At 52.6% G+C, this 15,730-nt stretch carries 12 protein-coding genes; 7 read left to right on the top strand and 5 right to left on the bottom strand.

What is annotated here, in order from left to right:
- Positions 1 to 13: 13 nt before the first annotated feature.
- Positions 14 to 2,461 (top strand): glycogen phosphorylase, encoded by a 2,448-nt coding sequence (gene glgP, locus MUG06_RS20505; protein WP_243079869.1) that lies wholly within the window; start codon positions 14 to 16, stop codon positions 2,459 to 2,461.
- Positions 2,462 to 2,585: 124 nt separating this feature from the next.
- Here the strand turns inward: glgP and glpD are convergent, their stop codons facing one another.
- Positions 2,586 to 4,085: a glycerol-3-phosphate dehydrogenase gene (gene glpD / locus MUG06_RS20500; RefSeq protein WP_243079868.1), complete on the bottom strand. Its 1,500-nt coding sequence runs from the start codon at positions 4,083 to 4,085 to the stop codon at positions 2,586 to 2,588.
- A gap of 228 nt (positions 4,086 to 4,313) precedes the next feature.
- Here glpD and glpE point away from each other — a divergent pair, with 228 nt between their 5' ends.
- From glpE to malQ, 4 genes are all read left to right on the top strand, one after another.
- Entirely contained in the window at positions 4,314 to 4,640 is a 327-nt protein-coding gene (gene glpE, locus MUG06_RS20495; protein ID WP_215845374.1) for a thiosulfate sulfurtransferase GlpE, read from the top strand.
- Between the two features lie 32 nt (positions 4,641 to 4,672).
- The gene (glpG, locus tag MUG06_RS20490; RefSeq protein ID WP_215845375.1) at positions 4,673 to 5,503 is read left to right on the top strand and encodes a rhomboid family intramembrane serine protease GlpG; all 831 of its coding nucleotides are present in this window, start codon (positions 4,673 to 4,675) and stop codon (positions 5,501 to 5,503) included.
- 41 nt (positions 5,504 to 5,544) lie between these two features.
- Positions 5,545 to 6,303 carry a DeoR/GlpR family transcriptional regulator gene (locus MUG06_RS20485; protein WP_215845376.1) on the top strand — a complete coding sequence of 253 codons (759 nt, stop codon included), beginning with the start codon at positions 5,545 to 5,547 and terminating at the stop codon, positions 6,301 to 6,303.
- A 248-nt stretch (positions 6,304 to 6,551) separates the two neighbouring features.
- Positions 6,552 to 8,621: a 4-alpha-glucanotransferase gene (gene malQ, locus MUG06_RS20480; protein ID WP_243079867.1), complete on the top strand. Its 2,070-nt coding sequence runs from the start codon at positions 6,552 to 6,554 to the stop codon at positions 8,619 to 8,621.
- Positions 8,622 to 8,672: 51 nt separating this feature from the next.
- On the opposite strand, the gene nfuA is transcribed toward malQ, so the two are convergent.
- Both nfuA and gntX read right to left on the bottom strand, forming a co-directional pair.
- A complete protein-coding gene (nfuA, locus tag MUG06_RS20475; RefSeq protein WP_215845378.1) occupies positions 8,673 to 9,248 on the bottom strand; it encodes a Fe-S biogenesis protein NfuA in 576 nt (191 codons plus the stop codon).
- A 58-nt stretch (positions 9,249 to 9,306) separates the two neighbouring features.
- Positions 9,307 to 9,987, bottom strand: a complete 681-nt coding sequence (gene gntX / locus MUG06_RS20470; protein WP_243079866.1) for a DNA utilization protein GntX — start codon at positions 9,985 to 9,987, stop codon at positions 9,307 to 9,309.
- Positions 9,988 to 10,021: 34 nt separating this feature from the next.
- Between gntX and bioH the strand changes: the two genes are divergently transcribed.
- On the top strand, positions 10,022 to 10,798 hold the full coding sequence (bioH, locus tag MUG06_RS20465) for a pimeloyl-ACP methyl ester esterase BioH (RefSeq protein ID WP_243079865.1): 777 nt from the start codon (positions 10,022 to 10,024) through the stop codon (positions 10,796 to 10,798).
- A 297-nt stretch (positions 10,799 to 11,095) separates the two neighbouring features.
- Entirely contained in the window at positions 11,096 to 11,365 is a 270-nt protein-coding gene (locus MUG06_RS20460) for a DUF1471 domain-containing protein (RefSeq protein ID WP_243079864.1), read from the top strand.
- Here MUG06_RS20460 and MUG06_RS20455 read toward each other — a convergent pair whose 3' ends face one another.
- Both MUG06_RS20455 and MUG06_RS20450 read right to left on the bottom strand, forming a co-directional pair.
- Positions 11,366 to 13,054, bottom strand: a complete 1,689-nt coding sequence (locus MUG06_RS20455) for an alpha-amylase family glycosyl hydrolase (RefSeq protein WP_243079863.1) — start codon at positions 13,052 to 13,054, stop codon at positions 11,366 to 11,368.
- A gap of 310 nt (positions 13,055 to 13,364) precedes the next feature.
- The gene (locus tag MUG06_RS20450; protein ID WP_243079954.1) at positions 13,365 to 15,689 is read right to left on the bottom strand and encodes a Tex family protein; all 2,325 of its coding nucleotides are present in this window, start codon (positions 15,687 to 15,689) and stop codon (positions 13,365 to 13,367) included.
- Between the last annotated feature and the right edge of the window lie 41 nt (positions 15,690 to 15,730).

Raw genomic sequence — 15,730 nt, 5'->3', positions numbered from 1 at the left:
TGGGATACTGGATATGAATGCACCTTTCACTTACGCCTCACCGACGTTGACGGTTGATGCTTTAAAGCACTCGATTGCCTATAAGCTGATGTTCACCATTGGTAAAGATCCTTCCATTGCCAATAAGCATGAGTGGCTCAACGCCGCGCTGCTGGCGGTACGCGATCGCATGGTTGAACGCTGGCTGCGTTCCAGCCGTGCTCAGCTATCGCAGGATGTGCGCCAGGTTTATTACCTGTCGATGGAGTTTCTGATGGGCCGCACGTTGGGGAATGCGCTGTTGTCGATGGGCATTTATGACGATCTTAGCCAGGCATTAGACGAAATGGGTCTCGATCTGGCTGAACTCATGGAAGAGGAGAACGATCCGGGCTTAGGTAATGGCGGGTTAGGCCGTTTGGCTGCTTGCTTCCTCGATTCTCTCGCCACTTTGGGCATGCCAGGCCGCGGTTATGGCATTCGCTACGATTACGGCATGTTCAAACAGAACATTGTGGATGGCGAGCAGAAAGAGTCGCCCGATTACTGGCTGGAATATGGTAATCCGTGGGAATTTCAACGTTTCAACACCCGATACAAAGTGCGTTTCGGTGGACGTATTCAGCATGAGGGCACCAAGGTGCGCTGGCTGGAAACGGAAGAGATCCTGGCGATGGCTTACGATCAAATCATTCCTGGTTTTGACACCGACGCGACCAACACGCTGCGATTGTGGGGAGCGCAGGCCAGCAATGAAATCAACCTGGGCAAGTTCAATCAGGGTGATTACTTTGCGGCAGTTGAAGATAAGAACCATTCAGAAAACGTCTCGCGCGTGCTCTATCCCGATGATTCAACCTATTCTGGGCGTGAGCTGCGTTTACGTCAGGAGTATTTCCTGGTGTCGGCAACGGTGCAGGATATTCTTAATCGTCACTGGCGCATGCATCAAACGTGGGACAATCTCGCGGATAAAATCGCCATTCACCTCAATGACACGCATCCCGTGTTAGCGATTCCTGAACTGATGCGCCTGTTAATTGATGAGCACAAGTTCACGTGGGACAACGCGTTTGAAGTGATTTGTCAGGTCTTCTCCTACACCAACCATACGTTGATGACGGAAGCGCTGGAAACCTGGCCAGTGGACATGATCGGCAAAATTCTGCCGCGCCATCTTGGCATCATCTTTGAGATCAACGATTACTTCCTGAAAACCATTCAGGACTATTACCCAGATGACTGGGAATTGCTGTCGCGCATCTCCATTATCGATGAAAAAGATGGCCGACGAATTCGTATGGCGTGGCTGGCGGTGGTGGTGAGCCATAAAGTTAACGGCGTCTCGGAATTGCACTCTAATCTGATGGTGCAGTCGCTGTTTGCTGATTTCTCGCGTCTATTCCCTGGGCGTTTCTGCAATAAAACCAATGGTGTAACGCCGCGTCGCTGGCTGGCGTTGGCTAACCCAGCGCTGTCTGACGTGTTAGATGACGAGATTGGTCGTAACTGGCGTACCGAACTGAGCCAGTTAAATGAGTTGAAAGCGCAGATTGATTACCCGGCCTTTATCAAAAAAGTGGCTGATGCCAAATACCAGAACAAGCGTCGCTTAGCGGATTGGGTTGCCAAAAATCTTGATGTGGTGCTCGATCCTAATGCGCTGTTTGATGTGCAGATCAAGCGTATTCACGAATACAAACGTCAGTTGCTCAACGTGTTGCACGTGATTACCCGTTACAACCGAATTAAAGCTGAGCCGGATGGAGATTGGGTGCCGCGCGTCAATATCTTCGCCGGTAAAGCCGCGTCGGCCTATTACGTCGCGAAGCACATTATCCATTTGATCAACGATGTCGCGAAAGTGATCAACAACGATCCGCAGGTAAAGAACAAGCTGAAAGTGGTGTTTATTCCCAACTACAGCGTGAGTCTGGCGCAGATCATTATTCCCGCCGCCGATCTCTCTGAGCAGATCTCTACCGCAGGAACAGAAGCCTCGGGCACCAGTAACATGAAGTTCGCACTCAACGGCGCGCTGACCATTGGGACGCTGGATGGCGCCAATGTTGAAATGCTCGACCATGTTGGTGAAGAGAATATCTTTATTTTCGGTAACACTACACCGCAGGTCGAAGCGTTGCGCCGGGGAGGTTATAACCCGCGTAAATATTATGAAGAGGATGCGGAGCTGCATCAGGTGCTGACCCAAATTGCCTCGGGCGTATTTAGCCCTTCCGATCCGGGTCGCTATCGTAATCTGTTCGACTCGTTGGTGAATTTCGGCGACCACTATCAACTCCTGGCCGATTATCGTAGCTATGTGGATACGCAGGACAAAGTGGATGCGCTGTATCGTCAGCCGGATGAATGGCAACGTCGCGCCGCGTTAAATATTGCTGGGATGGGTTACTTCTCGTCGGACAGAACGATTCAGGAATATGCGGATGAGATTTGGCACATTGCGCCGGTAAGGTTGTAATCTTGCCGCGTGGATGAGAATCCAGAAGCGTAAAATGCAAAACGCAGAGAACAAAAAGCGTCCTCTGCGTTTTTTTATCGTCTGAATACTCTTCGGCTAACCGAAGAGTGGACGACTCACATTATCATGAAGCCAGCGACAACGCCGGTTTAGCCGCCAGCCACTCAGCCACACGCGCCTGCTGCTCTTTGGTCAGCCACATGCCTTGCTTGGTGCGGCGCCAGATTGCATCATCCAGTTCGCGAACCCATTCGTTCTGCACTAAATAACGCAGCTCTGCTTCATAGAACTCATGACCAAAGTTCTCACCTAAATCTTCCCGGCTTTTCGCGCCTTCTAACAAAACTTCAGTATTGCTGCCATAGGTACGTGAATAATGACGCGCCATGTTTTCACTGATAAACGGATAACGACGACGCAGGCTAGCTGCATAATCTTCACGCGTTCCCGCGATGTTACCGCCTGGCAATACGCAGGTTTTGGTCCAGGCTGGACCCGCATTCGGGAAATACTTGGTCAGTTTTTCCAGCGCATGCTCCGCCAGTTTGCGATAGGTGGTCAGCTTGCCACCAAACACTGACAGCAACGGCGCCTGGCCATTTTCATCACGCACGTCCAGCGTATAGTCGCGGGTGATGGCCTGCGGTGAATCAGATTCATCATCACATAACGGACGCACACCGGAATAAGTCCAAACGATATCGTCAGCAACCAGCTGTTTTTTGAAGTGACCGTTGTACACCTTCAACAGATAATCGATCTCGTTATCATCGATCTTGACGCTTTTCGGATCGCCTTTGTATTCGACGTCGGTAGTGCCGACAATCGAGAACTCATCCATCCACGGAATGACAAACACAATGCGGTTATCTTCGTTCTGCAGGATATAAGCCTGTTTCTCAGTATGAACGCGCGGCACCACAATGTGGCTGCCTTTGATTAAGCGAATGCCGTAAGGCGATTTTAGCTTCAGGCCGTCGTCAAAGAACTGTTTCACCCACGGACCCGCCGCGTTCACTAATCCTTTAGCGCGCCAGGTGAAGGTTTTTCCGCTGTCGACATCTTCAGCTTCTACCATCCACAAACCGCCTTCACGCCAGGCACGCGTCACACGAGTACGCGTTTTAACTTCACCGCCGTGCTTCACCACTTCCTGCGCATTCAGGACAACCATGCGCGCATCATCAACCCAGCAGTCGGAATATTCGAATCCGCGCGTGATCTCAGGCTTCAGGGCGGAATCCGCGCCAAAACGCAGGCTTTTGCTGCTGGGTAAGCTGGTGCGCTTACCGAGGTGATCGTACATAAACAGGCCGGTACGAATCATCCATGCTGGACGCAGGTGCGGGCGATGCGGCAGACGAAAGCGCATTGGAAACGCAATGTGTGGCGCCATTTTTAACAGCACTTCACGCTCAGCCAGCGCTTCGCTCACTAAGCGAAACTCGTAGTGCTCAAGGTAGCGCAGGCCACCGTGAATCAGTTTTGAACTGGCAGAAGAGGTCGCGCAAGCCAGATCCCGCGCCTCCAGCATCAGCACCGACAGTCCGCGTCCTGCAGCATCCGCTGCAATGCCGGCACCGTTGATGCCGCCGCCGATCACGATCAGGTCTTTGGTTTCCACGTCATCTCCTCCGATGTTCGGAATAGTTCATTAATGTTCGTTTTCGAGCATAATAATAATCGTAAACCAACATTGATGCCAGCTTTTAACCCGGTAAAAACATTTTTGCGTGATATAGCTAACATTCTGAACGTGAAAAAAATACAAGTCCGCAGTGTTTGTCAGGTTATTGGCGCTAATTCTCGGGTTACACTAGGCGCTAATTGTGACGCAGTAATGAGAGACACCATGGAAACCTTCGAATGTATTGATGTTCAGCAGGCACAGGCGCAGCTGGAGCAGGGCGCGCTGCTGGTGGATATACGCGATCCACAAAGTTTCGCGCTTGGCCACGCTGCGGGAGCCTTGCACCTGTCAAACAGCAACCTCAACGCCTTTATTGCGGATGCCGATCAAACATTACCGGTGTTGGTGATGTGTTATCACGGCAACAGCAGCAAAAGCGCAGCACAATATTTGTTGAGTCAGGGATTTGCGGCGGCTTATAGCATTGATGGCGGTTTTGATGCCTGGCGTGCTGCTTTCCCGATGCAGGTCGCTAACGGCAGCGTTTAAACAGCACATCGTCACATGGAGAGTTACGTATCATGCGCATTACCCAATTCAATCAGCCGCGCATGGCGCAGGCGTTCGTCGATTACATGGCAACGCGCGGCGTTACGCTGCGTATTGAGCACGAAAGCCATTACGTCATCATGTTGGATGATGAAAGCAAACTGTCGATGGTCGAAAACGAACTTCAACAGTTTGTGCACGATCCGAATCATCCACGGTATCGAGCAGCCAGCTGGCACAGCGGCAAAACCGACAGCGGTTTGCGCTATGAGCGCACTAACTTCTGGGCGAATATCCGCGAGCGAGCGGGGCCGCTAACGCTTACTGGAATGGTGGTCTGTATTGCGGTGTTTATTCTGATGCAGATCGTTGGCGACCGTACCGTAATGTACTGGCTCGCCTGGCCAGATGGCCCGGATCAATATCTGGAAGTGTGGCGCTGGTTCAGCCACGCCTTTTTGCATTTTTCGCTGCTGCACATTTTGTTCAACCTGATGTGGTGGTGGTATCTCGGCGGCGCCGTCGAAAAACGGCTAGGCAGCGGTAAGCTGTTTGTCATCCTGCTGATTTCCGCCCTGCTTAGTGGCTGGATGCAGGCTAAATTCAGCGGTATCTGGTTTGGTGGTTTGTCGGGTGTGGTTTACGCCTTGATGGGATATTGCTGGCTACGCGGCGAACGCGATCCCGACAGCGGTATTTACCTCGAACGAGGTTTGATTGGATTCGCCCTTGTCTGGCTAGTGATTGGCTGGTTTGGCGCATTGGGTCTGGCCATTGCCAACGCGGCGCACGTTGCCGGTTTAGTGGTGGGATTAGCCATGGCTTTTGTTGATACGCGCAAAACGAAGCGCCGTCAGGCGTAATAAAAAGAACAGCGGCCACCGGCCGAAAACAGGAGAGCAATGTGAAGCAGACGCAACGTCATGACGCCATTATCGATCTGGTTCGGCGCCAGGGTTATGTCAGTACCGAAGAGCTGGTAGATCACTTCGAAGTGAGCCCGCAAACCATTCGTCGCGATTTGAACGACCTTGCCGATCAAAACAAAATTCAACGCCATCATGGTGGCGCGGCGCTGCCCTCCAGCTCTGAAAATACCGCCTGGCAAGATCGTAAAATGATGTTGTCGGAAGAAAAAGCGCGTATTGCTCAGCGTGTTGCTAGCCAGATCCCGGACGGCGCTACGCTGTTTATCGACATCGGTACCACGCCGGAAGCGGTAGCGCATGCGCTACTCAACCATAACGATTTGCGGGTTGTGACCAACAACCTTAACGTAGCGATGCTGTTAATGGGCAAACCTGATTTCCGGGTGATTATTGCGGGTGGCGAAGTGCGCACCCGCGACGGTGCGGTCATGGGTGAAGCCACGCTGGACTTCATTTCGCAGTTCCGCCTCGATTACGGCATTCTCGGTATCAGCGGCATTGATATGGATGGCTCGCTGCTGGAGTTTGATTATCATGAAGTTCGTACCAAGCGTGCCATCATTGAGAACTCACGCTGCGTCATGCTGGTGGTGGATCACTCTAAATTCGGTCGCAACGCGATGGTTAATTTGGGCAATATGAGCCTGCTCGATTATCTCTACACTGACCAAGCGCCACCTGCCAGCGTATTAAAAGTGATTGAACAACACGAAGTTCACCTCGAACTCTGCTAATCCCCTCAGCGCCAGCATAATGCTGGCGTTTTTCTTTGATTACTGTCGCTTTTTTTTGCACTCGCGTCTTTACTTAACTCTTCGCTGGCTCGTTGTGGTCAGCTCGTGCGCATGCCGGTTTCGCGTAACCTCCAACGGATTCAGAAGGGAGTGATATGTCGCTGCAAAATCTCGAAAAAGCACATTTTGAAGCCGCTCTAATCCATCAATGGCAACACTCAAAGCACGCTAAATGCTAAGGAGCGGCGATGAAAGAAAATGCACTTGATAAGGCAGCGCGTGCTGCTGGAATTTCGCTGGAATATATCAATGCCAAAGGTCAACCCGAAGCGATCAGCGATGAAACCAAACGCGCTTTGCTGGCGGTGATGGATAACCCCGATAAAGGCAAAAAAACGCCCTTACCACCGGTTGCGGTATTCAGTGGTAGTCGCAAACGTCAGCTGACACCGCAAGGGCGGGGCGAGTATCACTGGCAGCTGCGCAGTGAAGCAGGGAAGCAGTTTGAGGGAATACTTGTTGGCGGTGAACTTTTTACCCTGCCTTCGCCGCTCGGACAGGGTTATCACCAGCTGACACTCAGCAAGGGCAAGCAGCAATGGCAAACGCGTATTATCGTTACGCCGCGCCGTTGTTATCTGCCGCCAGCACTGCGTGACGGTGAAAAGCGTTGGGGCGCGCTGGTGCAGTTATATACCGTGCGCTCAGCTAAAAACTGGGGTATCGGCGATTTCGGTGATTTACAGCAGTTGGTGCAACAGCTTGCTGCAAACGGCGGCGACTTTGTAGGGTTGAATCCACTGCATGCGCTCTATCCCGCCAGTCCCGAATTCGCCAGCCCTTACAGTCCTTCTTCACGACGCTGGCTGAACATCATCTATATAGACGTGTCGCAAGTGGTGGATTTCCAGCAGAGCGCGGCGGCACAAAAGTGGTGGAAAAGCGCCAAAACACAGCGTGCGCTGGCTGAAGCTCGTGAAAATGATTTGGTTGATTACGAGGCGGTGATGGCGCTGAAACTGACGGCGCTGCGCCATGCGTGGACAGAATTTCAGCCACGTGATGAAGAAAATGAAGAGAAGCGCGCCTTTGCGGCTTTCGTGCGTGAAGGCGGAGATAGCCTACGTTATCAGGCGGTATACGAAGGTGTGCAGGCAGAGCGTCGTGCAGGCAATGCACAGCATTGGGGCTGGCCGGCCTGGCCAGAAGGGTGGCGCAACAGCCAGCTTCCTGACGTGCAACATTGGTGTGAACAGAACGAAGATGAAATCGCTTTCTGGCAATGGCTGCAATTTTTGGCGCAGCAACAGTTTTCCCAATGCTGGCAAGTCAGTCAAACATTGGGCATGAGCGTTGGGCTGTACCGGGATTTAGCCGTTGGCGTGGCGGAAGGCAGCGCGGAAACCTGGCACGACCCGGAGCTCTATCGCCTGAAAGCTTCCATCGGCGCGCCTCCCGATCGGCTGGGGCCGCTGGGTCAATATTGGGGATTACCGCCGATGGATCCGCATGTGATGAAAGCGCGGGGTTATCAGCCGTTTATCGATATGCTGCGCGCTAATATGCGCGATTGTGGGGCGCTGCGTATTGATCACGTCATGTCGCTACTGCGGCTCTGGTGGGTGCCCGCTGGAGAAACCGCGGATAAAGGCGCTTACGTCGCCTATCCGGTAGACGATTTGCTGGGCATTTTAGCGCTGGAAAGCCAGCGCTTGCGCTGCATGGTGATTGGAGAAGATCTTGGCACCGTGCCGAAAGAGATTATCAGCCTGCTGCGCAACAGCGGTATTTTCTCCTGGAAGGTACTGTGGTTTGAACAACAGCGCGACGGGGAGTATCGCTCACCCGAGGAATATCCACGGCAGTCGATCTCCAGCGCCAGCACCCACGATCTGCCGACGTTAAGCGGTTTTTGGGATGCCGGTGATTTGCAGTTGGGCGAAAAGATAGGTTTGTATCCCGCTGACGCGGTGCAGCCGCTGCTTGAACAGCGAACGGCGCAGAAACAGGCGCTGCTGAATGCGCTGCATAAAGCCGGATCACTGCCGGCACGCAGTGCAAAACAGGCAGATAAATTAGCGATGTCGCCGCAGCTTAATCAGGCGATTCATCGATTTTTGGCCGATACCCAAAGTGCATTACTGGGATTGCAGCCGGAAGATTGGTTGGGAATGACCACGCCAGTCAATGTGCCGGGCACGGTTGAGCAATATCCCAACTGGCGACGCAAATTGACGCAGCCGTTAGAGGAAATCTTTGCGGATAAAGAGGTGCAGAAATTGCTGAAAACGGTGAGTCAGCGACGTAAAGCGAACTGAAAATGAAAGCGCGACAGCTAAACTGTCGCGCTTAATGATCGTTAAATCTGATCAGTAATAAGAGTGTTCGCCACGCTGGTGTTCGGTCAGATCACGCACGCCTTTTAACTCTGGAAAAGCCGCCAGCAGCTCTTTCTCAATGCCATCTTTCAGCGTCACGTCGATCATTGAACAGCCGTTACAGCCGCCGCCAAATTGCAGAATCGCATAACCATCTTCAGTAATTTCCATCAATGAAACCTGGCCACCGTGACCGGCGAGCTGCGGGTTGATCTGCGCCTGTAGCAGGTATTCAACGCGCTCAATCATCGGCGCATCGTCAGAGACTTTACGCATTTTGGCGTTTGGCGCTTTCAGCGTTAACTGCGAACCGAGGTTATCGGTAACGAAGTCAATTTCGGCATCTTCTAAATAAGGTTTGCTCAGCTCGTCTACATAGGCAGAAAGTTTTTCGAACTTGAGTTCGGTATCAGTAGATTCAACGGCATCTGGCGGGCAGTAGGAAACACCGCACTCCGCTGTTGGCGTACCCGGGTTAATCACGAATACGCGAATCTGGGTGCCGTCTTCTTGTTTGGACAGCAGTTTTGAAAAGTGCTCTTGGGCAGAATCAGTAATTCGGATCATGTCGATTGCTCAATAGTTGACTAATTTAGTTGGTTATAATACGCCCATCACGGATGCTCTACAAGGTACGGCACAGGCACCAAACCTGCACACTGGCCGCGCCCTGCGCCAGTAAAAAACGGCTAATTTCTTCTACCGTGCTGCCTGTGGTGATCACATCGTCGATAAGGGCGATATGGCGTCCGCGTACCGCAATTTCAAGACCGAATGCACCTCGCAAATTGGTGCGGCGCTGCTTTGCGCTGAGTTGATGCTGCAATGCGCCTTGATAATGACGCCGCAAGCCTTGGCTAAATTCACATCCCAGCCAGCGCGCCAGCGGTTGAGCTAACAGGGCAGTTTGATTGTAACCACGCTGCCAGCCACGTCGGTGATGCAGCGGCACGCACAGCAGTAAATCGGGCCGCGTGAGTAACCGTGTGCGGTATGCATACAACCAGCTTAGCAAAAGCAGCCGCGCCAGCATCACCTTGAGTGCGGTAACGCGAGAAAATTTTAGCTGATGTATCCAGTGACTCAGCGGCGCGTGATAGCCGGTAACGCATATCAAGGCTTGCCACGCGGGCGGCTCACGCAGGCATCGGCCACACGGTGAACGCAGGGAAGAAGCGGGTAATCCACATCGTGGGCAAAGCATGGGCAGCTTCGGTAAACCGCGTAAGCAGCAACTGCAAATACCGTGATGGGCAAAACGCAGCGGTAATGCGCATAGCCAACAAAGGGCGGGCATTGGTAGCATAGCGACCTCCTTATCAATTTTGGGATAGTAACTGATGACGTCGCTTTACTGGCACACCTGCGGAGAAGGGGATGCAGATCTTGTGCTGCTGCACGGCTGGGGACTGAATGCGGAAGTGTGGCAAAGCATTGTTCCGCGGCTCAGTGCACAATTTCGCCTGCATCTGGTGGATCTGCCGGGATATGGCCGCAGTCAGGGTTTTTCCGCGCTAACGTTGGATGAGATGGTGCAACAGCTGCTGCCGTTGCTGCCGCCACGCGCTGTGGTGCTGGGTTGGTCATTAGGCGGCTTAGTAGCGACGCAGCTAGCATTAACTGCGCCGGAGCGGCTACGTGCGTTGATTACCGTTGCCTCCTCACCTTGTTTTACCGCCAACGATGAATGGCCAGGCATCAAACCAGAAACGCTTCAGAGCTTTCAACAGCAGTTGAGTCATAATTTTCAACGCACTGTTGAACGATTTTTAGCGCTGCAGACGCTGGGAAGTGAAAGCGCACGCGCCGACGCACGTCAGCTCAAAGAGATCGTATTGTCGCAACCGATGCCTGCGGTAGAGGTGCTTGAAGGTGGACTGGAGATTCTGCATCACGTGGATCTGCGCAGCGCATTACCTGAGATTAATTTGCCGTTCCTGCGCCTTTACGGATCGCTGGATGGCCTGGTGCCGCGCCGTATTGCGCAGCCGCTAGACGACGCGCTGCCCGCGTCACCTTCTATCGTGATGGAGAAGGCGTCCCATGCTCCTTTTATTTCCCATCCCGACACTTTCGTTCAACATATCCTGTGTTTCATCAAAGATTTGCCGACATAACGTGTTACAAAACTGGCAAAATCGCAGGTAGCGGCAATACTTCATTCGTGAGCACAGCCGCTGCACTTATACCCTAAATAATTCGAATTGCAGGAAGGCGGCAAAAGAGTGAATCGCGATGCGCTGACTAAAGTCAGTGATTCGGATGAGCGAGAACAGCCAACACGCCTGCGGTTCGAAATATGAAGAGTATTTATATGTGAATAGTCATGGATTGGACTATGCCGTTCCATATTGCCTTATCGCATTTTGCGGCTGCTTACATCTCAACAATGGATAATGAATGAGGGTAAACAAATGAAGGTTATGAAATGGGTTTTGGCTTCAGTGATGATGAGTGCCGTTTCGTTTTCTGCTCTGGCGGCTAAAGAAGTAACCAAAGAAGATGTGCAGAAAATGAATCTTGAGAAAATTGCTACGGTAACCACTACGGCAGAAACCACTTCGCCGATGGATGCAAAAAAAGAACTCTCTAAAATGGCTGACGAAAAGGGTGGTCGCTATTATCTGGTGATTGCGGGTCGTGAACATGGCAAATTCAGCGCCGTTGCTGACGTCTATAAATAATTAACCTCGTAGCCACATAAACTGCCAGGCATCCAGCGTTAAAGGCTGGGTGCCTTCTATTTTTTCCCCGCTGATTACGTCCTGCAATGTGCGCGCCTCTGGCAAACGCGTTTCTACTTTTCGACTGCTGAGATTGAACACGCACAGTAAACCCGCTTCGCTATCAGGCAGATGGCGTTTCAGCACCAGTAAAGCATTTTCACTGTCGAACAGCGTCATGGCGTTATCGGGATGAAAGGCGGGTTGGCGTCGGCGCAACTGAATCAGCTGGCTGAGTTGGGTATAAACCTGCTGCCGCAACCAGTCGCCACCCACCAGCGCCGATTCGATCTCGTGCAAATCATACTTTTGACGGTTGATGGCGCGGTTATGACCTGCTGCCCGCACGCCGTCATAATCATTTCGCGACCCCAACATGCTTTGAATGTAAATCGCCGGCACGCCAGGAAATGCCAGTAAAATAGCGTGTGCCAGCAGGAAGCGCTTGAGGCGAGTTTCGTCGTTATCTTCCTGACGATTCAACGCATCGAGATAGGTAACATTGATTTCATAGGGGCTGGTGGTGCCATCAGCATTGTTTTTATACGAGACCAAGGCGCCTTCCAGTGCCAGATCGCGCACCAGCGCTACGATCTCTATCTCCGTCAAAATGCCACGAGCTGGGTTCAAACCAATCCCATCATGCGAAGCCAGAAAGTTAAAAAAAGTTGTACCGCGATGACTTAAATCGAGCGTGCCAGCCCACTGACGCAGCGCACGACCTGAGCCAGAATGGATCGCATGCAGCACCAGTGGCGGGAGTGAAAATTGATACACCATCTGCGCTTCATCTTGGCCGTTACCGAGATAGCTGATGTTATCTTTATGCGGCACGTTAGTTTCAGTGATGATCACCGTGCCTGGCGCGACCACATTGGAAATTGCACGGAACAGCTTAACCAGCTGATGCGTTTTTTCCAGATGGATGCAGTTGGTGCCAGGTGTTTTCCACATATAGCCCACCGCGTCCAGCCGCACGTAATCGGCACCGCGCGCCAAATAATCGAGCAGGACATTCACCATACGGATCAATACTTCGGGATTGGCGAAATTGAGATCGATTTGGTCGGCGCTGAAAGTGGTCCATATGTAGCGTGTTTCGCCATCCGCCATCTCAAACGGTGTGAGCAATGGTGACGTTCGCGGCCGCGTTACGGCGCTGAGATCGGTGGCGGGCGGCATGCTGATAAAGAAGTTGTCCCAACCGGGATCCTGCGCCAGGAAGTGTTTAAACCACGCACTGTGCGCCGACATATGGTTGCAGACGAAATCAAACATCAACCGGGTTTCCTGATGCAGCGTGGCGACATCCGACCATTCGCCACACAGCGGGTTAACCTGGTGATAATCAATCACTGAAAAACCATCATCGGAAGAGTAAGGAAAAAATGGCAGCAGATGCACCAGCGGAAAGGTGGATTGCAGATGCTGCTGATAAAAGTGTGAGAAACTGCTGAGCGTAGGTTTATCCGGCTCGCGAAACTGATCGGCGTAGGTAATTAACACCACATCCTGTTCATCCCAATGCGCTTTTCGCGGCAACTTTACTGCGTCGCGCGCCTCGGCAATATTGGCAAGCAGGCGCTCACGCGAGGCCTGTGGAAAGGTGTCAGCATAAATCTTATCGATTAAAGCAGTGATCGTTTCCATCGCAAATTGGGTGCCACAGCAGGTGTTGTTTTTATGACAGGCGTGTTTTTAGCGTAGTGTGCTAGCGAGGATTTTCCACTTCGGCAATGAGATTTGGGTTGGATTGGGTGGTGGAATTGTCCCCACCTCGGTCCTTTATTGTGCGGGGTCGTTTGTCCCCCACCTCGGTCCTCCCCCATACATGGGGGAGGAAGACGCTGCAACATGCGAATTCGGTGTCAACATGTAGCAGCGTCGCCTTCCCCCGCAAAGCGGGGGAAGGCGGAGATGGGGGACAAACGGCGTCAATCTAACAAGGCTTCCGATGCGACTACTTCTTACCGAAAGCCGCCGCTAATGCATCGCCCATTGCGCTATTACCCGCCGGCGAGTTGGCAGGACGTGAGCGTCCTTTTGCCGCCGCTGGGCGAGCGTTTTCACGCGGTGCGCTGCGGTTACTGCTGCGCGCATTGCTTTCACCTGGCTGCTCATCAAGACGCATGGTCAGCGCGATACGTTTGCGCTGCAAATCCACTTCCATCACTTTCACTTTAACGATATCACCGGCTTTGACCACCTTGTGAGGATCGTCCACGAACTTGTCGGAAAGCGAAGAGATATGCACTAAACCATCCTGATGGACGCCAATATCAACGAAAGCGCCAAAGTTGGTCACGTTGGTTACTGCGCCTTCCAGCACCATACCTGGCATCAAATCGTTCAGGGTTTCAACGCCCTCAGCAAACTGCGCTGTTTTAAACTCTGGACGGGGATCGCGGCCCGGTTTTTCCAACTCTTTAATGATGTCAGTGACGGTCGGCAGACCAAACCGCGCATCGGTAAAATCCACGGCTTTGATGTCGCGCAGGCCAGATGGATTTCCCATCAGGTCGTTCAGCGCTTGCTCAGTGGCGGCCAGAATGCGCTCCACCACGGGATAGGCTTCCGGATGAACCGTTGAGGCATCAAGCGGATTGTCGCCATGGTTAATGCGCAAGAATCCGGCACATTGCTCAAAGGCTTTCGGCCCTAAGCGGCTGACTTTCAACAGCTGTTGACGGTTTTGGAAACGGCCATTTTCATCACGCCAGCTGACAATGTTTTGCGCCATCATGCGTGTCAAACCCGCTACGCGAGTGAGCAGCGGCACCGAAGCCGTATTCAGGTCAACGCCTACGGCGTTCACGCAATCTTCTACTACGGCGTCCAGCTTTTTCGCTAACTGGCTTTGGCTGACGTCATGTTGATACTGACCGACACCAATCGATTTCGGATCAATCTTCACCAACTCAGCCAGCGGATCTTGCAAACGGCGAGCGATGGAAACCGCACCACGAATGGAGACATCTAAATCAGGGAACTCCAACGCCGCCAGTTCTGATGCGGAATAGACGGATGCACCCGCTTCGCTGACGATCACTTTCTGTGCGGTGATGTGTGGAAACTGTTTTTGTACGTCCAGGAAGAAGCGTTCGGTCTCGCGTGAAGCGGTACCATTACCAATCGCCACCAGTTCAACCTGATGTTTCGCACAAAGCGCGGCAACAGCGGCAGCAGCTTTCGCGGTCTGGCCAGTATGGGGATAAATCGTATCAGTCGCGACCAACTTGCCGGTGGCATCAACAACCGCCACTTTCACACCCGTACGCAGGCCTGGATCAAGGCCCATGGTGGAACGCATACCTGCGGGCGCAGCCATCAACAGGTCATGCATGTTGCGGGCAAACACATTGATGGCTTCGTCTTCTGCGCGCTCGCGCACCGTGCCCATCAATTCTGTTTCAAGGTGCAGCATCACTTTGATGCGCCACGTCCAGCTCACCACCGCTTTGCGCCAGGTATCGGCTGGCGCGTTATTCAATCGCAGGTTTAGGTGATCAGCAATTAGCGTTTCGCCGTGGCTTTCACGTGGGGCTTCGTCAAACTGTGGATCGGCATTCAGCGACAGCTGTAATACGCCTTCATTACGTCCACGCAGCATCGCCAGTGCCCGGTGTGAAGGTACGCTGTTTAGCGCTTCATGATGATCGAAATAGTCACGGAATTTTGCACCCGCTTCTTCTTTACCTTCGACCACGCGTGAGACCAGATGCGCATTTTTCCACAGGTAATTACGCACTTTAGCCAACAGCGTGGCGTCTTCAGCGAAGCGTTCCATCAAAATGTAGCGTGCGCCATCCAGCGCAGCACGAACATCTGCGACGCCTTTGTCGGCATCAACGTAACCTGCGGCTAACTGCTCAGGATCGTGAGAAGGATCTTGCCATAAAGTCTCAGCCAGCGGTGTCAGCCCGGCTTCAATCGCTATCTGCCCACGCGTACGGCGCTTGGGTTTATAAGGCAGGTAAAGGTCTTCGAGTTCGGTTTTGCTGAGCGTGGTATTGATGGATTTAGCGAGGTCGTCGGTGAGTTTACCCTGCTCATCAATCGATTTAAGAATCGACTGGCGGCGCTCTTCCAGTTCACGCAGATAGCTGAGGCGGGTTTCCAGCTGGCGCAGTTGGGTATCATCCAATCCGCCGGTCACCTCTTTACGATAACGTGCAATAAACGGCACGGTATTCCCTTCGTCCAACAGGCGAACGGCGGCATCAACTTGCTCTGCTCGCGCCTGCAGCTCACTTGCAATTATGTGGCTCAGCGTATCTTTCATCATCATCAACTGTCTTGCTTACAGGGTTAAGAAATAGCGGACAG

Origin of the sequence: Pantoea sp. MQR6, from assembly GCF_022761075.1 — a bacterium.
Classification (GTDB): Bacteria; Pseudomonadota; Gammaproteobacteria; order Enterobacterales; family Enterobacteriaceae; genus Pantoea; species Pantoea phytostimulans.
This window is presented reverse-complemented; position numbering and strand designations above follow the sequence as displayed.